Source organism: Desulfuromonas versatilis, from assembly GCF_019704135.1.
GTDB classification, from domain to species: domain Bacteria; phylum Desulfobacterota; class Desulfuromonadia; order Desulfuromonadales; family NIT-T3; genus Desulfuromonas_A; species Desulfuromonas_A versatilis.
Genome location: NZ_AP024355.1, coordinates 4,009,125 through 4,032,895, shown reverse-complemented (window position 1 = coordinate 4,032,895; position 23,771 = coordinate 4,009,125). Strand labels below are relative to the sequence as shown.

Below are 23,771 nucleotides of genomic sequence, written 5' to 3'. Positions count from 1 at the left end.
CCGTTTCGTTGCCTCAAGGGAGTGGTGCAATCCCCATCCGGGCCTGCAACCTCCCCCAGCCGGGCGGGCGGGGCGCTCTATACGGAATGAAAAAAGCCGTTTTCTCCTAAACCGGAAAAAACGGCTCTGATCATCGCTATGCCATCGGCAGCCCCCATTGAGTGACTCACATGAGGGTTTATTCTCCCCCATCCGGGACTAATCCGTCAACCGGAAATCCGGCGGCCTGGGCGAGTTGAAGAACCAGGGGGTGTCGCCCCCTGTCAGACGATCCCTTCGAAAAGGACGCTGCTCAGGTAGCGCTCACCGGAGTCGGGAAGAATGACGACGATTTTTTTTCCCTTGAATTCGGGCTTGGCCGCCAGCTTCGAAGCCACCGCAACCGCAGCGCCGCAGGAGATGCCGGCGAGAATCCCTTCCTCTTTGGCGAGGCGCCGCGCGAAGTCGATGGCCTCGTCGTTGCTTACCTGCTCGACCTGGTCGACCATCGCCAAATCGAGGGTGTCGGGGATGAAGCCGGCGCCGATCCCCTGGATCTTGTGGGGGCCCGGCTGCAGGTCCTGGCCGGCGAGCCGCTGGGTGATCACCGGGCTGTCGGCGGGTTCCACCGCCACCGAGAGGATCTGCTTGCCGCGGGTCTTTTTGAAGTAGCGGGAGATGCCGGTGATGGTGCCGCCGGTGCCGACGCCGGAGACCAGCACGTCGACGTCGCCGCAGGTATCCTCCCAGATCTCCGGGCCGGTGGTCTGTTCGTGGATCGCCGGGTTGGCCGGGTTCTTGAACTGGTGGAGCAGGACGTATTTGTCCGGGGCGGATCCGGCCAACTCCTCGGCCGCGGCAATGGCGCCGCTCATCCCCTTGGCGCCGGGGGTCAGCACCAGGTTGGCGCCGAAGGCCTTGAGCACCTTGCGGCGCTCCATGCTCATGGTCTCGGGCATGGTCAGGGTGATGGGGATTCCCCGGGCCGCGGCGACAAACGCCAGGGCGATGCCGGTGTTGCCGCTGGTCGGTTCGACGATCTCCTTGCCCGGGCCGAGCAGCCCTTTTTTCTCGGCATCCCAGATCATTGAGGCGCCGATGCGGCACTTGACCGAATAGGCCGGGTTGCGCCCCTCGATCTTGCCGAGGATGGTCGCTCCCCCCTGGGGGGCGAGGCGGTGCAGTCTGACCAGCGGGGTGCGGCCGATCGACAGGGAATTATCTTCGAAAATCCGGCTCATCCTGAACTCCTTTCCATGACGGGTGATTCAGATAAGGCGCCGGATAGACAGGGCTGGCCCGGCGGTCATGCTGAAAATAATTCTTTATCCAATTGCCTGTCAAGCAATAAATCAAAAAACTGCATACTCAGCTGTGGAAAAAAAATATGAACCATACTCTGTGGCTGTAGAATGTCCGTTTTGCCTGAGGGCGACCCGGCGGGCCCGGCTGTCGGGTTTGCGAATGCGGATGATAAGAGTATAATGGAGGCGAAGAAAGAAAACAGCAGACCTTTGAGTTTCCGGGGAGCTGGACGCAGCTTCCCTATTCGCCCTGGATGACTTACCCTCCTGGTCTCCAGGGTGTTTTTTGTCCAGAGCCGAAAGAAAAAAAGGCCGCCGCTTCGTTGCTGAAGCGGCGGCCTTTTGCTCTTCTGGGGGGGGCGAGACTCGTTCAGGGTTTGTTCGCCCGGGGCAGCAGGCTTTCGTCCTGCACCAGCCGGGCGAAGCTGTAGCGCCCCATCACCGCCATCATTTCCCCGCGGATTTCCCGCCAGGCGCCATGCATCGGGCAGAAGACATCCCGCTTGCAGGACCCCTCGGGGGCGAGGCACTGGTTGAGGTAGAGCGGCCCCTCCTCGGCCTCGATGACGTCGAGCAGGGTGACCTCGGCCGGGTCCTTGAGCAGGTAGAAGCCGCCGCCGACGCCGCGCTGCGAGCCGACGATCCCCTTGCGGATCAGCGGCTGCAGGATCTTGGTCAGAAAGGCCGGGGTGATCTCCTGGCTTTGGCAGATGTCCTTTTTCAGGACGACTTCGCCCCGGGGCTGCTTGGCCATGTGGAAAAGGGCGCGGATGGCGTATTCGGTGGCGCGGGTAATGATCACGCTGGGTCTCCTATTGTTTACTCAACGGGTTATAGATACATTCCCCCCGGCGGTTTGTCAACAGCAAAGGCCGGCTTGACTCGGTGCCCGCTCAGGTGGGAGATGGGGAAGGCCTCCGGACCCCGGCCCTCCTTCTCCTGCGGGATCGGGGGCCGGGGTCCGCCGGCAGCCGCGGTGTAAAACGGGGCTGAGTGTGTAAAGCCCGCCTGTCCGCCCAATTTACAGGTTGGCTCTCCTCGCGCGGCCTATCGCGCCGAAATCAGGTGAAATTTCTTTTGGCGTTAAAATTGCCTAATTGGATTTTCTCGGAAGTTTTGTCTGCAGTCTGGTCCCCGCAGGTTTTCTGAAAAGGAGGTTGCTGCGATGGAGCGAGGGTCGAAGGGAGGTTCATGCATTGTTTTGCTGGTGGCCCTGTTATCCATGGTGCCGGCATTGGCCGCAGGGTTCGAGATCGGGGTGACGGGTAGCGGTTTCGCGATTTCCATCATGGACCACGAACTGCTCGCCCGCGCCCAGCCCGATGAATGTTTTACCGGGCTCGGGCAGAATGGCCCGGGGATTCCTCCGGGGGGCTGCCCCGGGGACGCGTTGCCGAAAACCAACGAGGCCTATGTCTGGGGCCTCGCCCAGGCGGGCAATATGCTCTGGCTGGGGACGGCCCCCAACGTGCACTGCCTGGTGCTCGGCGGTTACCTGGGGATGGATTCGCCGATGGAAAACAGCTCCTGGACCTGCGAGTTCGGCCAGGGCTGGCCGTCGCGCACCCTCGGCATCCCCTCCAGCATCGGCGACTGGCGGCCGGCAAGTATCTACACCTACGACCTGGCCGGTCATAACCTGGTGAAGCGCACGCCGCCCGACCCGCGCCTGGCCGGAACCCTCGGCATCCGCTCGGCGGGGGCGCTGGGGGATGTGGTTTTTCTCGGCGGGCCGGCGCTGGTGGGCGGGATCAACCTGTTTGCCTTCAACGCCCGCAGCGGCGAATACCTGGGCTCGAAGAATTTCGCCCAATACAACAATATCCGCAAGTGGCTGGTCCACGGCGGGCGGCTCTATACCGCGGTCGGCTTCGGCGGCAACGAATTTCTCAGCGGCGGCGGCCATGTCCTCAAATGGACAGGCAGCCTGGCTGATCCCTGGTCCTTCGAGGTGGTCGGCAATCTTGACGGCAGCGGCGCCGAACTCGCCTCCATGGGCGAGCGCCTCGCGGTTTCCACCTGGCCGGGGGCGGCCCGCGCCGGGGTGTTCATCAGTCCGGTGGTTCCCGCCGGCGGCTTGACGGCCGCCGACGCAGGCGGCTGGAAAAAGGTCTGGAGCGCCGATCGGTACGAGCCGGATCCGGTCACCGCGGCTACCTATGGCGGTGGCGCGCTGGCCTTCTTCGACGGCTGGCTCTACTGGGGGACGATGAACGTGCCGCTGCTATCGGCCGTGGCCCATTTCCAGGTCTACGGCAACCCGGAGTCCGCCCGTCAGGCGCTCGATGCGGTGCGCGCTACCCACCGGGCCATAGCCCTTTTCCGGGGGCGCTACCTCGACTCGGCTCGTCCGGAGATCCAACTGCTCTACGGCGAAAAGCGGCTGCCCGCCTTCGATGCGAGCCGCGGGCGGTTCGTCGACACACCCACCGGGATGACCCCGCGTTACGGCGCTTCGGGGTTCGGCAACCCCTTCAACAACTACACCTGGACCATGCAGGTGGCGGCCGGCCAATTGTTCGTCGGGACCATGGATTGGCGTTACCTGTTCGACAAAATGGTGGCCGATCTGCTGGGTGGCCAGATGGCCCCGCTGTTCGGTGTCCTGGATGATCTGACCCAGTTGTTTCCAGTCCAGTTGTGGCAGGGCTATGGCGCCGACTTGTGGCGGTTCAAAAATTCCTATCAACCGGCGGTGTGCGAGAGCTTCGATGGCATCAAGAACCACTTGAACTACGGGATTCGCACCATGATTGCCGACGAGCGGGATGCCGATGCCCTGCTGCTTGGTACGGCCAACCCGATGAATCTCGAAGAGGACGGGGGCTGGGAGCTGCTGCGCCTTGCCAAGCCCAGATCCTCCTGGCTGAGCCCCTGGCGGACCAGGTAGCCGGTCCGAAGGCTCCATCGGCCAGCATAAAGGGCTGGGGTCCCCTGGCGGGCCCCAGCCTTTTTCCCGCGCGGAAATTCTTGACAGTCGCGACGGCCCGGGGGCATCATTTAGCAGCTTTCCCGGAGCTGCGCTTTTCCATGTCCCCCCACAGCCAACAATCCAAGACGATCGGCCGTTTTGCCCCCAGTCCCACCGGCGCGCTGCACTTCGGCTCGCTGGTCACCGCCGTGGGCAGCTACTGCCTGGCCCGCCGCGAAGGGGGGCTTTGGCTGCTGCGCATGGAGGACCTCGACCTGCCGCGGGTGGTTCCCGGGGCCGCGGACGCCATTTTGCGCACCCTCGAGGGGCTGGGCTTCGAATGGGACGGCGAGGTGGTCTACCAGAGCCGGCGCACCTCGGCCTACGAGGCCGCCCTGGAGCGGCTGCGGGCCAAGCACCTGGTGTTCGATTGCGCCTGTTCGCGCAAGGAGGTGACGGCCAGCGCCCCCCACGTGGGGGAGGAGGGGCCGATCTACCCAGGCACCTGCCGCGACGGCCTGCCCCCGGGGCGGCGGCCGCGGGCCCTGCGCTTTAGGGTGCCGGAGCAGGCGGTCTGCTTCACCGACGGCCTGTTCGGCCCCCTCGAGCAGCACTTGGCCGACGGGGTGGGCGACTTCGTGCTGCGCCGCGCCGACGGGCTGTTCGCCTACCAGCTGGCGGTGGTGGTGGACGATGCCGAGGCCGGGGTCAACCAGGTGGTGCGCGGCGCCGACCTGCTCTGGTCGACCCCCCGACAGATCTGCCTGCACGGCTGCCTGGACAACCCGGTGCCCCGCTACCTGCACCTGCCGCTGGCGCTGGCCGCCGACGGCGAAAAGATCAGCAAGCGCCACGGCCAGCTGGAGCTTCCCCCTTTCGGGCAGGGGGGCGCCTTGCTGCAGGCGGTGTTGAGCTTTCTCGGCCAGCCGGTGCCCGCGGCCCTGGCCGGGGCCCCGGCCAGGGAGGTGCTGGCTTGGGGGTCCGCGTACTTCGACCCGGCCCGCATCCCCGCCGCCTCGCGGTATTTCGATTTGTCCGCCACCACCGGCTATACACATTCGCTTTGATTTAGGGTACAATTCCGCGATTGAATTTTTTCTCCAAGGAGGTTTCTCCCATGCGTCGTCTGTTCGCCCTGCTGTTGACCTTGCTGTTGGCCCTGCTGCTGGCCGGCTGCGGAAACGGGTTCTACAAGATTCCCAAGGAAGAGTACCGCCAGCGGGTCCAGACCCTCGGCGTGCTGCCGCTGATGTACGATAACGGCTCGACCATTTCCCGGGGCGACCGGGAGGACGTAGTCACCCTGCTGCGGCGCCACAATGCCGGCAAGGAGATCCGTCTGGTCAACATGCTGCGCGAGGAGAAGGCCTATTTCGACATCAGGAGCGTGGCGGGGGATCCGGAGCAGTTCTTCTCCAGCCTGGTCACCGGCGCCACCATGCGCGGCCAGGGCGACCAGGCCTATCGCAGTTACCGTTTCGATCCCCAGGCCGTGCGCCAGATAGCCGACCGCAACCTGGTGGACGGTATCCTGGTGGTCATTCTCAACGGCGTCACCCGGACTGAGACCCGCCGGGACCGGGCCCTGCTCAGTTATCTCGAGGCCCCCTACAACTCGATCCTGGTCACCGCGGCGGTGGTCGCCCCCACCGGGGAGATCGTCTGGGAGTACCCGGGCCGCGAGGCGTTTCTGCCCCTGCAGTACCCCGACTTCGACGAGGCCTACTACAACAAATCCGATGCCGTGAAGATCAAGGAGATCACCCTCCCGGGCCTGGATCGCGCCCTGACCGAGTCAGGCAAGGGGATCTTCAACCGCAGCTCTTTCCCGAACCTGTACCAGACGCTCTTCGACAAGCTGGTCGGGGAGCTCAAGCCCGGCATGCTCAACATGCTCAAGGGCAAGCAGCCGAGCTGACCCTGTTCCATTCGAGCAGCGCCGAGCCGCTGCCGCCCGGCCCCAGATGGATGCCGGGCGGCAGCTTCCCGGGACCGGGCTGTGGCGGGCGCCTGGCAATAAAAGCCATTGACATCCGGGCGCAAAGATAGTAAGAATGGCCAGAATACGGTCGAAATCCCCCTTTTTCTGCAGCCTGAAGCTACCCTTTCGGAATTTCCTGTTATTCTTTTTCTTGATAAGTCATGTGCCTGCCCATCGTCGCACCTGAGTCGACATCGGCGGTGACACACTTGCATGCGATCGCGGAGCCGTGGGTATATCCTGCCTGCGCGGCGACCATTCTCGAATAAAACCACTTGAACCGTCTCCAAATAACAAGCCCTTACACCACTAAACATTGCAGCAAACTTGCGGCAGGCCTCGCAGCGCGTTCGTGGCGACCGATCCTGCCCGACGCACCGCCGACGGCGGTCGAGGAGAAACAATGAACCTGAAGGAACTCAAGGAGAAAAAGGCCACCGAACTGGCGGCCATTGCCAAGGATCTGAAGCTCGAAGGCGCCCCCGGGATGCGCAAGCAGGACCTGATTTTCGCCATCCTCAACGCCACCGCCGAGAAGAACGGCGCGATCTTCGGCGAAGGGGTGCTGGAAATCCTCCCTGACGGTTTCGGCTTTCTGCGGGCCCCCGACGCCAACTATCTCCCCGGTCCTGACGACATCTATGTCTCTCCCTCGCAGATCCGCCGCTTCAACCTGCGCACCGGCGATACCGTTTCGGGCCAGATCCGCCCCCCCAAGGAGGGCGAGCGTTATTTCGCCTTGCTCAAGGTTTCCGAGGTCAACTTCGAAAACCCCTCGGTGGCCCGCGAAAAGACCCTCTTCGACAACCTCACCCCCCTCTACCCGGAGGAGCGCCTGGTGCTGGAAGCTACCCCCGACAACTACTCGGCGCGGGTGGTCGATCTGGTCACCCCCGTCGGCAAGGGGCAGCGCGCGCTGATCGTGGCGCCGCCGCGCACCGGCAAGACCATGCTGCTGCAGAACATCGCCAATTCCATCACCGCCAACCACCCCGAGGTCTACCTGATCGTGCTGCTCATTGACGAGCGCCCCGAAGAGGTGACCGACATGCAGCGCTCGGTGAACGGCGAGGTCATCTCCTCGACCTTCGACGAGCCGGCCACCCGCCACGTGCAGGTCGCCGAGATGGTCATCGAGAAGGCCAAACGCCTGGTGGAGCACAAGCGCGACGTGGTCATTCTGCTCGACTCCATCACCCGTCTGGCCCGGGCCTACAACACCGTGGTCCCGCCGAGCGGCAAGATCCTCTCGGGCGGCGTTGACTCCAACGCCCTGCACAAGCCCAAGCGCTTCTTCGGCGCGGCGCGCAACATCGAGGAAGGTGGCAGCCTGACCATCATCGCCACCGCCCTGGTCGACACCGGCAGCAAGATGGACGAGGTCATCTTCGAGGAGTTCAAGGGGACCGGCAACATGGAGCTGCACCTTGACCGGCGCCTGGTCGACAAGCGCACCTTCCCGGCCATCGACATCAACAAGTCGGGCACCCGCCGCGAGGAACTGCTGGTGGAGAAGACCACCCTGCAGCGCATCTGGCTGCTGCGCAAGGTTCTCTCGCAGATGAACGTGGTCGACAGCATGGAGTTTCTCCTGGAGAAACTGGGGGAATCCAAGACCAACAAGGAATTCTTCGACTCCATGAACCAGTAGGTCCCCCTCCGCAGAAAAAGCTTGCATGCTCCGGGCGATGGTGGTATTTAGTTTCCTTTGCCCGTAGTTTAATAATCCGGCCTGTACCAGCCAGGCCACCAAGGAGACCGAATCATGAGAGAAGGCATTCACCCCAAATACGAAGCCGTGACGCTGAAGTGTCACTGCGGAAATACCTTCGAAACCCGCTCCACCGCCAAGGGCGGCGAAATCTCCACCGAGATCTGCTCTGCCTGCCATCCGTTCTTCACCGGCAAGCAGAAGCTGATCGATACCGCCGGGCGCATCGAGCGTTTCCGCAGAAAGTACGGCCAGAAGTAATCAAGCGCCGGAGACGGCCCTCCGGGGCCGTCTCTTTTTTTTTGTCCGGCGCACGGATTTCAGGATTCTCCCCTCCGGCCGGAGTGCCCTGCGGCAGGGACCTAAATCAAGGGAACCATGCTCGTCCAGTTACTGACCCATACGCCCGATCCTGAACAGGTGGTCGCCGCCGCGGCCCGGCTCTGCTACTCCGCCTCATCCATCGAACAGCTTCTGGAGAAGAGCCGCACCGATCGCGAGGCTTTCCTGCAGAAGATCCTTTCGCTGGGGCACCTGTCGGTGCTCGAGCACGCCTGCTTCACCTTTGGCATCGAGGGGATCAGCCGGGCCTGCTCGCATCAGCTGGTGCGCCACCGCATCGCCTCCTATTCCCAGCAGAGCCAGCGCTACGTCTCCCACAAGGAGCGCTTTGCCGCGGTGACGCCCCCTTCGATTGCCGCGCAGCCGGCTCTCAGGGAGCGTTTCGACAGCCTGCTCGACGAGATCCACCAGGTTTACGGCCAGCTGCTCGAGGCCGGCATCCCCGCCGAGGACGCCCGTTTCGTGCTGCCCAACGCCGCCGAGACCAAGATCGTGGTCAGCATGAACGGCCGCGAGCTCAGGCATTTCTTCGCCCTGCGCTGCTGCCGCCGGGCCCAGTGGGAGATTCGCGCCATGGCCGTGGAGATGCTGCGCCTGGCCCGCCGCGCCGCGCCGGTGCTGTTCGCCGACGCCGGCCCCGGCTGTGTCGCCGGCGCCTGCCCCGAGGGGAAGATGACCTGCGGCAAGATGCTCGAGGTACGCAAGGAATTCGCGGAATTATCGTAGGGGCGGGGTCACCCCGCCCGGTTGCAACGGACTATAAATAATCAAAGGGCGCAAGATGTTGCGCCCCTACATGGTGATTGAACCGGATGTTCACCAAGCTCGAAGAAGTCGTCGATCGTTTCCGCGAAGTGGAGGGGCTGCTCTCCGACCCGTCGGTCATGGCCAACCAGGAGAAGTTCCGTGCCCTGACCCGGGAGCACGCCGATCTCTCCGAGGTGGTCGAGGTTTACGGCGCCTACTGCAAGGTCCGTGAGCAGATCGAGGGGAACCGCGAGTTGCTGCGCGACGCCGATCCGGAGATCAAGGAGATGGCCCGCGCCGAGCTCGAGGAACTGGAGCAGCGCCAGGAGGAGCTGGAGCAGCAGCTCAAGGTGCTACTGCTGCCCAAGGACCCCAACGACGAGAAGAACATCATCCTCGAGGTGCGCGCCGGCACCGGCGGCGACGAGGCCGCTCTGTTCGCCGGCGACCTGTTTCGCATGTACTCGCGCTACGCCGACACCAAGGGGTGGAAGGTCGAGCTGCTGAGCGCCGCCGAGTCCGACGCCGGCGGTTTCAAGGAAGTCATCGCCATGGTCAGCGGCCAGCGGGTCTACTCGCGGCTCAAGTACGAAAGCGGCACCCACCGGGTGCAGCGGGTCCCCGAGACCGAGGCGCAGGGGCGCATCCACACCTCGGCCTGCACCGTGGCGGTGCTCCCCGAGGCCGAGGACGTGGACCTGGACATCGACCCCGGCGACCTGCGCATCGACGTCTACCGCGCCTCGGGCGCCGGCGGCCAGCACGTCAACAAGACCGAGTCGGCGGTGCGCATCACCCACCTCCCGACCGGGGTGGTGGTCTCCTGCCAGGACGAGAAGTCCCAGCACAAGAACAAGGCCAAGGCGATGAAGGTGCTCAAGTCGCGCATCCTCGACAGCATGCGCGCCGAGCAGGAGGCGAAGATGGCCGCCGACCGCAAGAGCCAGGTGGGCAGCGGCGATCGCAGCGAGCGCATCCGCACCTATAATTTCCCCCAGGGGCGCTGCACCGACCACCGCATCGGCCTGACCCTCTACCGGCTCGAGAGCATCATGGCCGGGGACCTCGACGAGATCGTCGACTCCCTGACCACCCATTACCAGAGCGAGTCGATGGCGAGCCAGGAGAAGTAGCTTGGCCGAACGCTGGACGGTGCTGAAGATCCTGCAGTGGACCGCAGGCTATTTTCGCGAGAGGGGGATCGAGGAAGGGCGGCGCGATGCCGAAATCATGCTCGCCGACCTGCTCGGGCTCGACCGGGTCGGGCTCTACCTCAACTACGACAAGCCCCTCACCCCCGACGAACAGGCTGCCTTCCGGGCCCTCGTGGGCCGGCGCGCCAGGCGCGAACCGGTGCAGTACATTCTCGGCCATACCGAGTTCTGGTCCCTGCCGCTGCAGGTGACCCCCGCGGTGCTGATCCCCCGGCCCGACACCGAGGTGCTGGTCGAGGAGGGGCTCAAGCGGGTCTCGGGCGCCTGCCGCATTCTCGATATCGGCCTGGGCAGCGGGGCGGTGGCCATCGCCTTGGCCCACGAACTGGCCGAAGCGCAGGTCGAAGGCATCGACCTCAGCGCCGCGGCGCTGCAGGTGGCCCTCGGCAATGCCGAACGCAACGGGGTGGCCGCCCGGGTCGACTTCCGCCAGGCGGATCTGGCCTCTTTCCAAGGCGGACCCTACGACCTGGTGGTCTCCAATCCCCCCTACATCCCAGAGGGGGACCTCGCCGGGCTGATGCCCGAGGTGAAAGACTTCGAGCCCCGCCTCGCCCTGGCCGGCGGGGCCGACGGGCTGGACTGTTACCGGATTCTGGCCGCCAGGGTCCCGGCCATGCTCCGGCAGGGCGGCTGGCTGCTGGTCGAGGTCGGCATCGACCAGGCCGAGTCGGTGCAGCGGCTGTTCGCGGCTGCCGGGCTCAGCGAGATCTGCTGCCGGGACGACTACGCCGGGGTGCCCCGGGTGGTCGGCGGTCGCAAGGCGGCCGTTTCGTAGCGCCATGGCCTTTTTTCCGCGCCCCCTGGCGGGCGCCTGCAGGGTATAGAATTGGATAAGATCATCATTCACGGCGGCAACCGTCTCAAGGGCCAGGTCCAGGTCAGCGGGGCAAAAAACGCCTCGCTACCGCTGCTGTTCGCCACACTGCTCGCCCCGGGGCGGCACCGTCTGGCCAATGTCCCACACCTGCGGGACATCGACACCGCCGAGAAGCTGTTGAAGATCCTCGGCGCCCATGTTGTTCGCGAAAACGGCACCTTCGCCATCGACGCCGGGGAGATCCGCAGCGTCGAAGCCCCCTACGACCTGGTGCGCACCATGCGCGCCTCGGTGCTGGTGCTCGGTCCCCTGGTGGCCCGGCTCGGCCATGCCCGGGTCAGTCTGCCCGGCGGCTGCGCCATCGGCGCCCGGCCCATCGGCTTGCACCTCAAGGGGCTCGAGGCGATGGGGGCCAAGATCTCCCTCGACCACGGCTACGTCGAGGCGCGCGCCAAGCGCCTGCACGGCGCCCGCATCTATTTCGACCTGCCCACCGTGGGCGGCACCGAAAACCTGATGATGGCCGCGGCGCTGGCCAAGGGGACCACGATCCTCGAGAACGCCGCCCGCGAACCGGAAATCATCGACCTGGCCGAGGCTCTCAACCGGATGGGGGCGCGCATCGAGGGGGCCGGCAGCGACACGGTGGTCATCGAGGGGGTCGAGGAGCTGCGGCCCATGGATTACGCGGTGATGCCCGATCGCATCGAGGCCGGGACCTTCATGGTCGCCGCCGCCATCACCCGCGGCGACGTGCTGGTCAACGGGGCGATTCCCGACCACCTCGAGGCGCTGATCGCCAAGCTGCGCGAGGCCGGCGCCGAGGTCTGGGCCGAGGACGGCGGCCTCCGCGTCAAGGGTCCGCGCAAGATCAATTCGGTGGACATCAAGACCAGCCCGCACCCGGGCTTTCCCACCGACATGCAGGCCCAGTTCATGGCGCTGATGACGCTGGGCGGCGGCACCAGCTCGATCACCGAGAACGTCTTCGAGAACCGCTTCATGCACGTCTGCGAACTGCAGCGCCTGGGGGCCGACATCCGCATCGAGGGGCATACAGCCACGGTGAAGGGAGTCAAGGGGCTGCTCGGCGCCCCGGTCATGGCCACCGACCTGCGCGCCAGCGCTTCGCTGGTGCTCGCGGGGCTGGCCGCCGACAACACCACCGAGGTCTCGCGCATCTACCACCTCGACCGCGGCTACGAACGCATCGAGGAGAAGCTCAAGGCCCTGGGCGCCCAGATCGAGCGGGCGCCGGCTTAATACGGCAAATCCGTAATTGGTGATTCGTAATTCGTAACTGGTAAAACCCCTTCTTTCGCCAATTACCTATTACGCCTTACGGCTTACGCATCACGAGGTTTTCAATGAGCGACTACATCACCTTCGCCCTGCCCAAGGGGCGCATCATGCAGGACTCCATGGAACTGTTCGCCAAGATCGGGATCACCTGTCCCGAAATGGAGAAGGGGAGTCGCAAGCTGGTGTTCGAAAACCCCGAGAGCAAGTTCCGCTTCATGGCGGTGCGCGCCACCGACGTGCCGACCTATGTCGAGTACGGCTGCGCCGACCTGGGCGTGGTCGGCAAGGACACCTTGCTCGAGCAGGGCAAGGACCTCTACGAGCCGTTGGACCTGAAGTTCGGCTACTGCCGCATGGTGGTCGCCGAGCCCAAGGAGCTGCGCCGGGAGGACGACCCGGTCAACTGGTCCAACATCAGGGTGGCCACCAAGTACCCCAACGTCACCGAGCGCTACTTCGCCGCCAAGGGGATCCAGGTCGAGCTGATCAAGCTCTACGGCTCCATCGAGCTGGCGCCGCTGGTCGGGCTCTCCGAGCGCATCGTCGACCTGGTCTCCACCGGGGCCACCCTGCGGGAGAACGGCATGGTCGAGGTGGAGACCATCGCCGAGATCACCACCCGGCTGATCGTCAACCGCGCCAGCCTCAAGACCAAGCACCAGCGCATCACCCGCATCATCGAGGGGCTGGAAAAGGTCATCGGCGACCAGGTCAAGCTGTCTGTATAAAGGGAGACGGAAGAAGGGAGAAGTGAGAAGAAAAAGCCATATCCTCCCTCCCGTCTTCCTGCTCCCCGGTTTCCAGGAGATGTCATGATCAAGATTCTGCGATTCAGCGACCCGGGTTTCGATGCCGCCTTCGCCGAGATCGTCGGGCGCGGCGAAGCCGCTCAGGCCGATGTCGAGGTGGCGGTGGGCAACATCATCGCCGACGTGCGCGAGCGCGGCGACCAGGCGCTGTTCGACTACACCGCCAAGTTCGACCGGCTGCAGCTCAACGCCAAGACCATGCAGGTCAGCCAGGGTGAGATCGAGCGGGCGCTGGCCGCGGTCAGCGAAGAGTCCCTGGCTGCGCTGAAGCTGGCCGCCGAGCGCATCGCCGCCTACCACCGCAAGCAGAAGACCGAGACTTGGCTCTCCACCGACGAGCCCGACGTGCTGCTCGGGCAGATGGTGCGGCCCCTCGACCGGGTCGGCATCTACGTCCCCGGCGGCAAGGCCGCCTACCCCTCCTCGGTGCTGATGAACGCGGTCCCCGCCAAGGTGGCCGGGGTGGCCGAGGTGATCATGGTGGTGCCGATGCCCGGCGGCGAGGTCAATCCCCACGTGCTGGCCGCCGCCCACCTGGCCGGTGTGGATAAAATCTTCAAGATCGGCGGCGCCCAGGCCGTGGCGGCGCTCGCCTACGGCACCCGGAGCGTGCCGCGGGTCGACAAGATCACCGGACCGGGCAACATCTACGTGGCCACCGCCAAGCAGCAGGTCTTCGGCCAGGTCGACATCGACATGATCGCCGGGCCCAGCGAGATCCTGGTCATCAACGACGGCAGCGGCGACCCGGCGCACATCGCCGCCGACCTGCTCTCCCAGGCTGAGCACGACGAGCTCGCCTCCTCGGTGCTGATCACCACCGACGAGGCCTTCGGCCTGAAGGTGGCCGCCGCGCTGGAGGAGCAACTCGGCAAGCTCTCGCGCGAAGCCATCGCCCGCCAGTCCATCGACAGCTACGGGGCGGTGATCGTCGCCGAAAACCTCCAGGAGGCCATCGCCTTTTCCAACCGCATCGCCCCCGAGCATCTGGAACTGGCGGTGGACAATCCCTTCGAGATCCTGCCGCTGATCCGCCATGCCGGGGCGATCTTCATGGGCCACCACACCCCCGAGGCGGCCGGCGACTACCTGGCCGGGCCCAACCACACCCTGCCCACCGGCGGCACCGCCCGCTTTTTCTCGCCGCTGGGGGTGGATGATTTCGTCAAGAAGTCGAGCATCGTCTCCTTCAGCCGCGCCGGGCTCGAGCGGCTCGGCAGACAGATCGTGCACATCGCCGAACTCGAAGGGCTCGAGGCCCACGCCAAGTCGGTTTCGATCCGGCTGGAAAAATCGTAGGGGCGAATCACGTATTCGCCCAGGGCGATCCCCGGGATCGCCCCCACCATCGCCATCGGAGATCACCATGGGCCGCAGCGCGAAAATCGAACGCAAGACCAAGGAAACCGACATCCGCCTGAGCCTGGAGCTGAACGGGGAGGGGAAGAACCGCATCAGCACCTCGGTGCCGTTTCTCGACCACATGCTGACCCAGGTGGCCCGCCACGGCTTTTTCGACCTGGAGGTCGAGGCGACCGGCGACATCGAGATCGACGCCCACCACACAGTGGAGGACATCGGCATCTGCCTCGGCGAGGCCTTCAAGCAGGCCCTCGGCGACAAGCAGGGGGTGCGCCGCTACGGGCGCGGCACCATGCCGATGCACGAGGCGCTCGCCTCGGTGATCATCGACTTTTCCGGGCGACCGTTCCTGGTGTTCAACGTCGACATGCCCAAGGCAAAGGTCGGCGACTTCGACACCGAGCTGGTCGAGGAGTTCTTCGTCGCCTTTTGCAACCACGCCGGCGCCAACCTGCACGTCAACCTGGCCTACGGCGACAACCTGCACCACATCATCGAGGGAATCTTCAAGGCCTTCGCCCGGGCTCTCGACGAGGCCACCGGCTTCGACCCGCGGGTCAAGGGGGTGCTCTCGACCAAGGGTAAACTGGAATAGCGCGCCATGATCAACATCATCGATTACGAGATGGGCAACCTGCGCAGCGTGCAGAAGGCCTTCGAGACCCTCGGCTTCAGCGCCCGCGTCAGCAGCGACCCGGCGGACATCGCTTCGGCCGAGAAGGTGGTACTGCCCGGCGTCGGCGCCTTTCGCGACTGCATTCACAACCTGCGTGAAGGGGGCTTCGTCGAGCCGCTGCGGGCCCACGTCGCGGCCGGCAAGCCGCTGCTCGGCATCTGCGTCGGCATGCAGATGCTCTTCGACGAAAGCGAGGAGTTCGGCCGCCACCAGGGCCTGGGGCTGATCCCCGGCAAGGTGCTGCGCTTCCCCTCGGGCATGCTCGAGAAGGGCGAGCGGCTCAAGGTGCCGCACATGGGCTGGAACAACATCCGCATCCGCCGCCCGGCGCCGATCTTCAACGGCATCGAGGACGGCAGCTTCGTCTACTTCGTCCACTCTTACTACTGCGCCGCGGAGAATGCGGGGGATATCGCCGCCAGCTGCCGCTACGGCGAGGTGGAGTTCTGCGCCGCGCTGTGGCGCGACAACATCCTGGCCACCCAGTTCCACCCGGAAAAGAGCCAGCATGTGGGGCTGAGTATTTTCAAAAATTTCGGCGAAATGTAGGGGCGCCCCTTGTGGGTGCCCCGGGCAGGCACGAGGCCTGCCCCTACGAAAGGTTCACCATGATCATCCTGCCGGCAATCGATCTGAAAAACGGCCGCTGCGTCCGCCTGGAGCAGGGGCTGATGGAAAAGGACACGGTCTACCACGACGACCCCGCCGCCCAGGCGCGCATCTGGCAGGAGCAGGGGGGCGAGCTGCTGCATATCGTTGATCTCGACGGCGCCTTCGCCGGGGTGCCGAAAAACCGCGAGGCGATCAAGGCGATCGTCGAGGCCATCGACATCCCCTCCGAACTGGGCGGCGGCATCCGCGACCTGGCCACCATCGAGGCCTATCTCGAGCTCGGCGTCGACCGGGTGATCCTCGGCACCGTGGCCAAGGAGAACCCCGGGCTGGTCGAGGAGGCCTGCAGGAAATTTCCGGGGCGCATCGTCGTCGGCATCGACGCCAAGGACGGCCTGGTGGCGGTGCGCGGCTGGGCCGACGTCACCGAGAAGCGCGCCAGCGAAATGGCCCGCGAGATGGAAGGATTCGGCGTCGAGGCGATCATCTACACAGACATCGCCCGCGACGGCATGATGCAGGGGCCCAACATCGAGGCGACCCGCCAACTCGCCGAATCGATCAACATCCCGGTCATCGCCTCGGGCGGTGTCTCCAGCCTCAGGGACATCGAAAACCTGCTGGCCATCGAAAGCTCCGGGGTGGTCGGGGTGATCACCGGCAAGGCCATCTACACCGGTGCGCTGGATCTGCGCGAGGCCGTGGCGCTGACCAAAAAGGGCCGGTAGGGGCAGACCAGCGTGTCTGCCCTGCTTGTCGGATCTCTGCCGGTCTCCGCCAAGGGCGAACACATAGGTTCGCCCCTACGATAATAAAAAATCCCGCCGCCCTTGAAAATTGGCGGCACCATGCATAAGTTGAGCGAACGCCCATGCTGACCAAACGCATCATACCCTGCCTCGACGTCAAGGACGGCCGCGTCGTCAAGGGGGTCCAGTTCCTCGAGCTGCGCGACGCCGGCGACCCGGTGGAGGCGGCCGAGGCCTACGACGCCCAGGGCGCCGACGAGCTGACCTTTCTCGACATCACCGCTTCCAGCGACAAGCGCGGCATCATCCTCGACGTGGTCGCCCGCACCGCCGAGCGGGTCTTCATGCCCCTGACCGTGGGCGGCGGGGTGCGCGAGATCGCCGACATCCGCAACCTGCTCAACGCCGGCGCCGACAAGGTCTCGATCAACACCGCGGCGGTGCACCGCCCTGAGTTCGTCCGCGAGGCGGCCGAGCGCTTCGGTTCCCAGTGCATCGTGGTGGCCATCGACGCCCGCCGCGTGCCCGGCTCCGACCCGCAGGCCTGGGAGGTCTACACCCATGGCGGGCGTAACCCCACCGGCATCGACGTGGTCGAGTGGGCGGTGCGCATGGAGCAGTACGGCGCCGGCGAGGTCCTGCTGACCTCCATGGACAAGGACGGCACCAAGGACGGCTACGACATCGCCCTGACCCGCGCCATCAGCGACCGGGTGGAGATCCCGGTGATCGCCTCGGGCGGCGTCGGCAACCTGGAACATATCCGCGAAGGTCTGGTCGAAGGAGGTGCCGACGCGGCGCTGGCGGCCAGCATCTTCCACTTCCGCGAGCACACCATCCACGAGTGCAAGGAATACCTGCAGCGGCACGGCGTGGCGGTCAGGCTTTAGAATGGTGAGGAGTGAGGGGTGAGGAGTGAGGGGTTGACAGTCGAATCTGGTTTTCCTCCTCACCCTTCACCCCTCACGCCTCACGAGGTTTACAAATGTCTCTTACCCAACAGTTGAGATTCGACAGGGACGGCCTGATCCCGGCCATCGCCCGCGACGCCGAGGGCGAGGTGCTGATGATGGCCTTCATGAACGCCGAGGCGGTGGACAAAACCCTGGCCACCGGCAAGGTCCATTACTACTCCCGCTCCCGGCGCAAGCTGTGGATGAAGGGGGAGAGCTCCGGGCACGTGCAGCGGCTCATCGACATCCGCTTCGACTGCGATGCCGACTGCCTGCTGCTGACCGTCGACCAGCAGGGCACCGCCTGCCACACCGGCCATCGCACCTGCTTCTACCGCAAGTGGGAACGCGGGGCGGTGCGCGTCGAGGGGGAGAAGGAGGTGGACGCCACCGCCATCTACGCCCGCAAGGACATCCTCGATGCGCTCTACCACGTCATCCAGGAGCGGCGCCAGAACCCCACGGAAAAGTCCTACGTCGCCTCCCTGTTCGCCAAGGGGCTCGACAAGATCCTCGGCAAGATCGGCGAGGAGGCCACCGAGACCGCCGTCGCCGGCAAGGGTGGAGACCCGGAGCAGGTGGTCTACGAGGCCGCCGACCTGTTTTTCCACACCCTGGTGCTGCTCGGCTACTACGACCTGCCCCCCGAGCGGGTCTACGACGAGCTGCGGCGACGTTTCGGGCTCTCCGGCATCGAGGAAAAGGAAAGTCGGTCTAAATGACTTTTTCTTAAAGGCTTTTTCACCACGAAGGACACGAAGAAAAGCTGAACCCGTTAATCTGAAAACATATTTGGCCACGGATCAAATCTGATCAAATCGGATTTTAAAGGCATAAAAAGAATTCGGATCGAATTCCGGAAGGTCATGCTCTGTAAAATGGCATTGCCTTTGGTTTATCAGATGTTATCCGATCTTATCCGTGGCTGATTGAGGTTTTTTGGGATAAAGGTTTTAACTTCGTGCCCTGCGTGTCCTTCGTGATAATAGAAACATCGAATTCAACTTATCAAAGGGGCACCGGTCCGACCGGCTGCCCTCTTTGCGCTGGTCGGGCAACTGACCTGAAGGGTAGACAACCATGAGTATTCAGAACGACCTGCTGGCGGCGATGAAAGAGGCCATGAAGGCCAAGGAGAGCGACCGGCTCAACGTCATCCGCCTGATGCGCACCGCCATCAAGAACCGCGAGATCGATGCACGCCGGGAGCTGGACGATCAGGAAGTGATCGGCGTGCTCTCCACCCTGGTCAAGCAGCGCCGCGAGGCGGCCCAGGTCTACCGCGACAACCAGCGGCCCGACCTGGCCGAGAAGGAAGAGGCTGAACTGGCCATCGTCCAGGAGTTTCTGCCGAGCCAGCTCGGCGAAGAGGAAATCAGGCAGCTCATCGAGGAGGCGATCGCCGAGACCGGCGCCTCTTCCATGCGCGACATGGGCAAGGTGATGAAGATCGTCTCCGCCAAGACCGTCGGCCGCGCCGATGGCCGGGTGGTCAGCGAGTTGGTCAAGGCGCGCCTGGCCTGACCCGCCCCGGCGAACGAGCCTGGAACGGAAGCGAGCGATGAATTTCGTGGACATCGCCATCCTGGTGATCCTGGGGGGCTTCATCATCAAGGGGCTGCTGCGCGGCCTGCTCAAGGAGGTCTGTTCCCTGGCCGGCCTGCTGGTGGGGGCGTTTCTCGCCTTTCGCTACCATGCCCCGCTGGCCGAGCTGATGGTCGGCAGCTTCGGCCTGCCGGCCCGGCTCTGCGTGATCGGCGCCTTTTTGGCGCTGTTTCTGGCCACGGTGATGTTCTTCGGGGTGCTGGGCTACCTGCTGTCGCGTTTCGTCAAGCTGATCTTTCTCGGTGGCCTCAACCGGGTGGCTGGCGGCTTCTTCGGCCTGGTGCAGGGGGGCGTGCTGCTGGCCGTGGTGCTTTTCGGCCTCTCCCTGGCCAATCTGCCCAGCGCCATGCAGCGCTCGCTGAAGGAAGCGGAACTGGCGCCGCCCTTTGTCGAGCTGGGCGAGGCGGTGTTCCAGGGCAGCGGCCGGGCGTTTGCCGAACAGCCTGAAGGTACCGGAATCTAGATGATCGAGGAAACCCTCCGGGTCCTGGAGTACGACAAGATCAAGCAGCTGCTGGCCGGATTCACCGTCACGGTCCCCGGCCGCATGCTGGTCGAGGCGCTTGCGCCCCTGCCGGCTGCCGAGCAGGTGGCCGAGTCGCTGGCACAGATCACCGAGATGTGCGCGCTGATCGGCCAGCAGGGCAGTCCGCCCGTCGGCGGCAGCAGCGACCTGCGCGAGCTGCTGCGCCACCTGCGCGCCGAGGGGACCTGGCTGCAGCCCGAGGCGCTGCTCGAGGTGCTCGCCAGTGCCGAGGCCGCCCACCAGTGCCGCGGTTATTTCGGCGGCCGCGAGCGGGCGCCGCGCCTCGGCGCCCTGGCCGAGGGGTTGGACGGGCTCAAGGAGCTGCGCCGGGCGGTTCGCGAGAGCATCGGCGCCCGCGGCGAGATCCTCGACGGGGCCTCTTTCGAGCTGGGCGAGATCCGCCAGCGGCTGCTGCAGCTGCGCGCGCGGATCAAGCGCTCCCTCGAGGCGCTGCTCAACTCGGAGCGGCTGGCCGGCGCCTTCCAGGACCGGATCATCACCGAGCGCGGCGGGCGCTACGTGGTGCCGGTGCGGGCCGACCACCGTGGCCAGGTCAAGGGCTTCATCCACGACGAATCGGCCAGCGGCCAGACCCTCTACGTCGAGCCGGTCTCGGTGCTGGAGTGGAACAACGAGTTGCAGACCCAGCTGCGCGAGGAGAAGCGGGAGGAAGAGCGCATCCTGCGCCGGCTCTCCGGGCAGGTGCGGGTCGAAGCCGAGCCCCTGGCCGGCAACCAACGGATTCTCGGCCGCCTCGATTTCGTCGCCGCCGCGGCCCGCTTCAGCCTGGCCAGCGACGGCGTCGCGCCGCGCCTGGTGGAACAGCCGCTGGTGGAGCTCAAGGCCGCCCGTCATCCGCTGCTGCTGTTCAACGCCGACGGCACGGCCCGCCAGGGCGAGGCGATTCCCGTCGATTTGCTGCTCGGCGAAGGGATCGACACCCTGGTGATCAGCGGCCCCAACACCGGCGGCAAGACCGTGGCCCTCAAGACCCTGGGGCTGCTGACCCTGCTGGTGCGCTCGGGATTGCACATCCCCTGTCACCCCGACAGCCGGGTGGGGCGCTTCGCCCGGGTGTTCGCCGACATCGGCGACGAGCAGAGCATCGAGGAGAACCTGTCGACCTTTTCGGGGCACCTGACCCGCATCGGGCGGATCCTGCGCGAGGCCGACGGCGAGTCGTTGGTGCTGCTCGACGAGGCCGGCACCGGCACCGACCCCGCCGAGGGGGGGGCGCTGGCCATGGCCGTGCTCGACAGCCTGCGGGCCCGGGGGGCGCGTACCGTGGTGACCACCCACCTCAACCTGGTTAAGGGCTACGCCCACCTGCAGGCCCGGGTGGAAAACGCTGCCGTCGAGTTCGACAGCCAGACCCTGGCGCCGACCTACCGGCTGCACTACGGTATTCCCGGGGCGAGCAGCGCCTTCACCATCGCCCGCCGCCTGGGGCTGCCCGAAGAGGTGCTGGCCCGTGCCGAGGGGTATCTGGGCAGCGACCAGCGCGAGGGGCTCGAAGTGCTCGAGCGGCTCAACCGCCTCAGCCGCGAGCTGGAGGCCGACCGGGCCGAGGCCGCGACCCTGCGCGAGCGAGCCCGCCAGGAGCGCGACAAGCGCAAGCGCCTGCTTGAGGAGTTTGAGGAGCAAAAAAGGGGCATCCTCGCCAAGGCGACCCGCCGCGGCGAGCAGCTGGTGCGCGAGGCGGAAGGCAAGATCAAGGAGCTGCTGCGCCAGGCCCGCGAGGGCGTCGAGGTGCAGCAGCAGGCGCGCATGGTCGGCGAGCTGCGCGAGGTCGGCGAGAGCCTGGCCGAAAAGCGCCCCGAGCCGCGCCGCCAGGGGCAGGTGCCCCGGGAAACCCGGGTCGGGGAAATTCTGCGCATCACCTCGCTGGGGACCGAGGGGGAGGTGGTGCGGGTTCAGGGGAGCGAGGTGGAGCTCTCGGTGCTTGGCAAGAAGCTGCGCCTGCCCCTGGAGCAGCTCGAGCAATTCAGGCCGCGGCGATTCGCCGGCAAGCGCCCCGCCGGGCGGGTGCGCAGCTCGGTGGAGCGCGGCGGCTTCAACCCGCGGCTGCTGCTGATCGGCAAGCGCGCCGAGGAGGCGTTGCTGCTGCTCGACCGATTTCTCGATGACGCGCTGCTCGCCAACCAGCGCCAGGTCGAGGTGGTGCACGGCGCCGGCGAGGGGATCCTGCGCAAGGCGGTGCGCGAGTACCTGGCAGGCCACCGCGAGGTCAGGGCGTTTCACGCCGCCGACGTGGCCCAGGGCGGGGACAACGTCACCGTGGTCGAGTTGAGGGGGGCATGAGCGGACGGATACCCGAAGAGAAGATCCAGGAGATCCGCGACCGGGTCGATATCGTCGACGTGGTTTCGAGCTACCTGCCGCTCAAGCGCTCGGGGGCCAACCACCAGGGGCTCTGCCCGTTCCACGCGGAGAAGACCCCTTCCTTCAACGTCAACGCGCCGCGGCAGATCTTTCACTGCTTCGGCTGCGGCGAGGGGGGCAACGTCTTTTCCTTCCTGATGCGCATGGAAGGGCTCTCGTTTCCCGAGGCGGTGCGCCGCCTGGGCGAGCGGGTCGGCATCGAGGTGGAGGAGGAGCGACTCAGCCCCGCCGAGGAGAAGCGCCGCGAGGAGCGCGAGCGGCTGCTGCGCATCAGCGAGGTGGCCTGCGAGTTCTACCACCAGCTGCTGCTCGAGGCGCCCGAAGGGGCGCCGGGGCGGCGTTACCTGCGCGACCGCGGCTACGGCGGCGAGGCGGCCCGCTCGCACCGCCTGGGCTTCGCCCCGGCGCGCTGGGAGGCGCTCGCCGAGCACCTGGCGCAGAAGGGCTTTGACCCCGAGTGGGCGCGTCAGCTGGGGTTGATCCGCCCCGGCAAAGAGGGGCGGGGGGACTACGATCTGTTCCGCAACCGCCTGCTGTTTCCCATCAGCGACCCCTCGGGGCGGGTGGTGGCCTTCGGCGGGCGGGTGCTCGACGACTCGTTGCCCAAGTACATCAATTCGCCCGAGTCGCCCATCTACCACAAGTCGCGGGTGCTCTACGGGCTCTCCCTGGCCCGCGAGGAGATGCGCAAGACCGACGAGGTGATCGTCGTCGAGGGGTATTTCGACCAGCTGGCCCTGCACCGCGCCGGCTTTTGCAACGCGGTGGCCACCTGCGGCACGGCTCTGACCGAGGAGCACGCGGAGCTGCTCAAGCGCTACGCCAAGCGGGTGCTGCTGCTCTTCGACCAGGACAGCGCCGGCCAGAAGGCGACCTTCCGGGCCATGGAGGCGCTGCTTCCAGGGGGGCTGTCGGTGGCGGTGGTCGGGCTCGACCCCGGCGAGGACCCCGACTCCTTCATCGGCAAGCATGGGGCCGAGACCTTCCGCGAGCGCCTTGAGGCGGCGCGCCCGGTGTTCGAGGTGTTCATGGAGAACATCCTCGCCGCCCAGGGCGAGAACATCGAAGGCAAGGCCCGCGCCGCCGAGCAGGTGCTGGAGCAGCTGCGGCTGCTCCCCGGCGACATCGAGCGCAGCCTGTATCTGAAGGCCCTGGCGGCCCGCACGGGGCTCGACGAGGCGCTGCTGCGGCAGAAGATCCCCCGCCGCCAGCAGCAGCCGGCCCGGCCTCCGGAGCCGCCTCCGGGGCACCCCGCGGCGCAGCCCGCGCCGCCGCGCCAGCAGGGGGGTCCCGCCAGGCCCCGCGAGGCCCCGCCCCAGGCGGGGGGGAGCAAGGCCGAGCAGTGGCTGCTGCTGATGCTGCTGCGCGACCCCGAGGTGCGCGGCCGGGTCGCCGCCGAGGGGCCGGAGGCCTTCTTCTCCAACGGCGATGTTCTCGCCATCGCCCGGGAGGCAGTCGCCTATGCGGGGGACGAGGAACGCATCGGCGAAATTCTCCACCGCGAGAGCCTCAGCGAAGAGCAAAAAGCGCTGCTCTCGGGTATTCTTATAAAGGATGACGCGGCCTTTGCCGAAGACCTCGAGCGGGTCTTCGACGGCTGCCGCCGTGCCGTGGCCAAGGAGCGGCTGCAGCAGCAGGTGCGCGAGCTCGACGCCAGGCTGCGCACCGCCGAGCAGGCGGGCAATGGCCAGCTGCACGCCGCGCTGCTCGGCGAACGAATGGAACTCAACCGGAAGCTCAAATCCGGCAATTATTAAGTAGTACAGGCAAACCACAGGCCGCGGCA

At 65.8% G+C, this 23,771-nt stretch carries 22 protein-coding genes; 20 read left to right on the top strand and 2 right to left on the bottom strand.

The window, feature by feature from the left end; all coding sequences use genetic code 11:
* Positions 1–263 precede the first annotated feature (263 nt).
* Both cysK and DESUT3_RS18140 read right to left on the bottom strand, forming a co-directional pair.
* A complete protein-coding gene (cysK, locus tag DESUT3_RS18145; protein WP_221249891.1) occupies positions 264–1,220 on the bottom strand; it encodes a cysteine synthase A in 957 nt (318 codons plus the stop codon).
* Between the two features lie 433 nt (positions 1,221–1,653).
* Complete coding sequence (locus DESUT3_RS18140) at positions 1,654–2,085, bottom strand: RrF2 family transcriptional regulator (protein ID WP_221249890.1); 432 nt, start codon at positions 2,083–2,085, stop codon at positions 1,654–1,656.
* Between the two features lie 363 nt (positions 2,086–2,448).
* Here DESUT3_RS18140 and DESUT3_RS18135 point away from each other — a divergent pair, with 363 nt between their 5' ends.
* The 20 genes from DESUT3_RS18135 to dnaG all read left to right on the top strand — a co-directional run bounded on the left by DESUT3_RS18135 (position 2,449) and on the right by dnaG (position 23,742).
* Positions 2,449–4,173 carry a hypothetical protein gene (locus DESUT3_RS18135; RefSeq protein WP_221249889.1) on the top strand — a complete coding sequence of 575 codons (1,725 nt, stop codon included), beginning with the start codon at positions 2,449–2,451 and terminating at the stop codon, positions 4,171–4,173.
* Positions 4,174–4,313: 140 nt separating this feature from the next.
* Positions 4,314–5,261, top strand: a complete 948-nt coding sequence (gene gluQRS / locus DESUT3_RS18130; RefSeq protein ID WP_221249888.1) for a tRNA glutamyl-Q(34) synthetase GluQRS — start codon at positions 4,314–4,316, stop codon at positions 5,259–5,261.
* A 50-nt stretch (positions 5,262–5,311) separates the two neighbouring features.
* A complete protein-coding gene (locus DESUT3_RS18125) occupies positions 5,312–6,112 on the top strand; it encodes a hypothetical protein (protein WP_221249887.1) in 801 nt (266 codons plus the stop codon).
* Between the two features lie 466 nt (positions 6,113–6,578).
* Complete coding sequence (gene rho, locus DESUT3_RS18120) at positions 6,579–7,826, top strand: transcription termination factor Rho (protein ID WP_221249886.1); 1,248 nt, start codon at positions 6,579–6,581, stop codon at positions 7,824–7,826.
* Between the two features lie 114 nt (positions 7,827–7,940).
* Positions 7,941–8,147, top strand: a complete 207-nt coding sequence (gene rpmE / locus DESUT3_RS18115; protein ID WP_221249885.1) for a 50S ribosomal protein L31 — start codon at positions 7,941–7,943, stop codon at positions 8,145–8,147.
* 117 nt (positions 8,148–8,264) lie between these two features.
* The gene (gene thyX / locus DESUT3_RS18110; protein ID WP_221249884.1) at positions 8,265–8,954 is read left to right on the top strand and encodes an FAD-dependent thymidylate synthase; all 690 of its coding nucleotides are present in this window, start codon (positions 8,265–8,267) and stop codon (positions 8,952–8,954) included.
* Positions 8,955–9,040: 86 nt separating this feature from the next.
* Positions 9,041–10,108, top strand: coding sequence for a peptide chain release factor 1 (gene prfA, locus DESUT3_RS18105; RefSeq protein ID WP_221249883.1), 1,068 nt, complete (start codon positions 9,041–9,043; stop codon positions 10,106–10,108).
* Position 10,109: 1 nt separating this feature from the next.
* Complete coding sequence (prmC, locus tag DESUT3_RS18100) at positions 10,110–10,967, top strand: peptide chain release factor N(5)-glutamine methyltransferase (RefSeq protein ID WP_221249882.1); 858 nt, start codon at positions 10,110–10,112, stop codon at positions 10,965–10,967.
* Between the two features lie 51 nt (positions 10,968–11,018).
* Positions 11,019–12,272, top strand: a complete 1,254-nt coding sequence (murA, locus tag DESUT3_RS18095; protein ID WP_221249881.1) for a UDP-N-acetylglucosamine 1-carboxyvinyltransferase — start codon at positions 11,019–11,021, stop codon at positions 12,270–12,272.
* A gap of 104 nt (positions 12,273–12,376) precedes the next feature.
* Positions 12,377–13,039, top strand: a complete 663-nt coding sequence (gene hisG / locus DESUT3_RS18090) for an ATP phosphoribosyltransferase (protein ID WP_221249880.1) — start codon at positions 12,377–12,379, stop codon at positions 13,037–13,039.
* 84 nt (positions 13,040–13,123) lie between these two features.
* Positions 13,124–14,419, top strand: a complete 1,296-nt coding sequence (gene hisD / locus DESUT3_RS18085; RefSeq protein WP_221249879.1) for a histidinol dehydrogenase — start codon at positions 13,124–13,126, stop codon at positions 14,417–14,419.
* Positions 14,420–14,486: 67 nt separating this feature from the next.
* Complete coding sequence (gene hisB, locus DESUT3_RS18080; RefSeq protein ID WP_221249878.1) at positions 14,487–15,077, top strand: imidazoleglycerol-phosphate dehydratase HisB; 591 nt, start codon at positions 14,487–14,489, stop codon at positions 15,075–15,077.
* A gap of 6 nt (positions 15,078–15,083) precedes the next feature.
* Positions 15,084–15,707: an imidazole glycerol phosphate synthase subunit HisH gene (hisH, locus tag DESUT3_RS18075; protein WP_221249877.1), complete on the top strand. Its 624-nt coding sequence runs from the start codon at positions 15,084–15,086 to the stop codon at positions 15,705–15,707.
* Positions 15,708–15,766: 59 nt separating this feature from the next.
* On the top strand, positions 15,767–16,498 hold the full coding sequence (hisA, locus tag DESUT3_RS18070; RefSeq protein WP_221249876.1) for a 1-(5-phosphoribosyl)-5-[(5-phosphoribosylamino)methylideneamino]imidazole-4-carboxamide isomerase: 732 nt from the start codon (positions 15,767–15,769) through the stop codon (positions 16,496–16,498).
* Between the two features lie 143 nt (positions 16,499–16,641).
* Complete coding sequence (gene hisF / locus DESUT3_RS18065) at positions 16,642–17,409, top strand: imidazole glycerol phosphate synthase subunit HisF (protein WP_221249875.1); 768 nt, start codon at positions 16,642–16,644, stop codon at positions 17,407–17,409.
* A gap of 95 nt (positions 17,410–17,504) precedes the next feature.
* Positions 17,505–18,194 (top strand): bifunctional phosphoribosyl-AMP cyclohydrolase/phosphoribosyl-ATP diphosphatase HisIE, encoded by a 690-nt coding sequence (hisIE, locus tag DESUT3_RS18060; RefSeq protein WP_221249874.1) that lies wholly within the window; start codon positions 17,505–17,507, stop codon positions 18,192–18,194.
* Positions 18,195–18,552: 358 nt separating this feature from the next.
* Positions 18,553–18,996, top strand: a complete 444-nt coding sequence (locus tag DESUT3_RS18055) for a GatB/YqeY domain-containing protein (RefSeq protein WP_221249873.1) — start codon at positions 18,553–18,555, stop codon at positions 18,994–18,996.
* A 37-nt stretch (positions 18,997–19,033) separates the two neighbouring features.
* Positions 19,034–19,540, top strand: coding sequence for a CvpA family protein (locus DESUT3_RS18050; RefSeq protein ID WP_221249872.1), 507 nt, complete (start codon positions 19,034–19,036; stop codon positions 19,538–19,540).
* Entirely contained in the window at positions 19,541–21,904 is a 2,364-nt protein-coding gene (locus tag DESUT3_RS18045) for an endonuclease MutS2 (protein WP_221249871.1), read from the top strand. It abuts the gene before it with no gap.
* Entirely contained in the window at positions 21,901–23,742 is a 1,842-nt protein-coding gene (dnaG, locus tag DESUT3_RS18040; RefSeq protein WP_221249870.1) for a DNA primase, read from the top strand. The genes DESUT3_RS18045 and dnaG overlap by 4 nt, the downstream gene beginning before the upstream one ends.
* Positions 23,743–23,771 lie beyond the last annotated feature (29 nt).

Excerpts from the sequence above, each read along its gene's own strand:
- DESUT3_RS18045 (WP_221249871.1), top strand. The coding sequence starts at position 19,541 with ATGATCGAGGAAACCCTCCGGGTCCTGGAGTACGACAAGATCAAGCAG.
- DESUT3_RS18050 (WP_221249872.1), top strand. The coding sequence starts at position 19,034 with ATGAATTTCGTGGACATCGCCATCCTGGTGATCCTGGGGGGCTTCATC.
- cysK (WP_221249891.1), bottom strand. The coding sequence starts at position 1,220 with ATGAGCCGGATTTTCGAAGATAATTCCCTGTCGATCGGCCGCACCCCG.
- hisH (WP_221249877.1), top strand. The coding sequence starts at position 15,084 with ATGATCAACATCATCGATTACGAGATGGGCAACCTGCGCAGCGTGCAG.
- dnaG (WP_221249870.1), top strand. The coding sequence starts at position 21,901 with ATGAGCGGACGGATACCCGAAGAGAAGATCCAGGAGATCCGCGACCGG.
- DESUT3_RS18135 (WP_221249889.1), top strand. The coding sequence starts at position 2,449 with ATGGAGCGAGGGTCGAAGGGAGGTTCATGCATTGTTTTGCTGGTGGCC.
- hisG (WP_221249880.1), top strand. The coding sequence starts at position 12,377 with ATGAGCGACTACATCACCTTCGCCCTGCCCAAGGGGCGCATCATGCAG.
- hisF (WP_221249875.1), top strand. The coding sequence starts at position 16,642 with ATGCTGACCAAACGCATCATACCCTGCCTCGACGTCAAGGACGGCCGC.
- hisIE (WP_221249874.1), top strand. The coding sequence starts at position 17,505 with ATGTCTCTTACCCAACAGTTGAGATTCGACAGGGACGGCCTGATCCCG.
- DESUT3_RS18055 (WP_221249873.1), top strand. The coding sequence starts at position 18,553 with ATGAGTATTCAGAACGACCTGCTGGCGGCGATGAAAGAGGCCATGAAG.
- rpmE (WP_221249885.1), top strand. The coding sequence starts at position 7,941 with ATGAGAGAAGGCATTCACCCCAAATACGAAGCCGTGACGCTGAAGTGT.
- prfA (WP_221249883.1), top strand. The coding sequence starts at position 9,041 with ATGTTCACCAAGCTCGAAGAAGTCGTCGATCGTTTCCGCGAAGTGGAG.
- hisB (WP_221249878.1), top strand. The coding sequence starts at position 14,487 with ATGGGCCGCAGCGCGAAAATCGAACGCAAGACCAAGGAAACCGACATC.
- thyX (WP_221249884.1), top strand. The coding sequence starts at position 8,265 with ATGCTCGTCCAGTTACTGACCCATACGCCCGATCCTGAACAGGTGGTC.
- hisA (WP_221249876.1), top strand. The coding sequence starts at position 15,767 with ATGATCATCCTGCCGGCAATCGATCTGAAAAACGGCCGCTGCGTCCGC.
- hisD (WP_221249879.1), top strand. The coding sequence starts at position 13,124 with ATGATCAAGATTCTGCGATTCAGCGACCCGGGTTTCGATGCCGCCTTC.
- rho (WP_221249886.1), top strand. The coding sequence starts at position 6,579 with ATGAACCTGAAGGAACTCAAGGAGAAAAAGGCCACCGAACTGGCGGCC.
- gluQRS (WP_221249888.1), top strand. The coding sequence starts at position 4,314 with ATGTCCCCCCACAGCCAACAATCCAAGACGATCGGCCGTTTTGCCCCC.
- DESUT3_RS18125 (WP_221249887.1), top strand. The coding sequence starts at position 5,312 with ATGCGTCGTCTGTTCGCCCTGCTGTTGACCTTGCTGTTGGCCCTGCTG.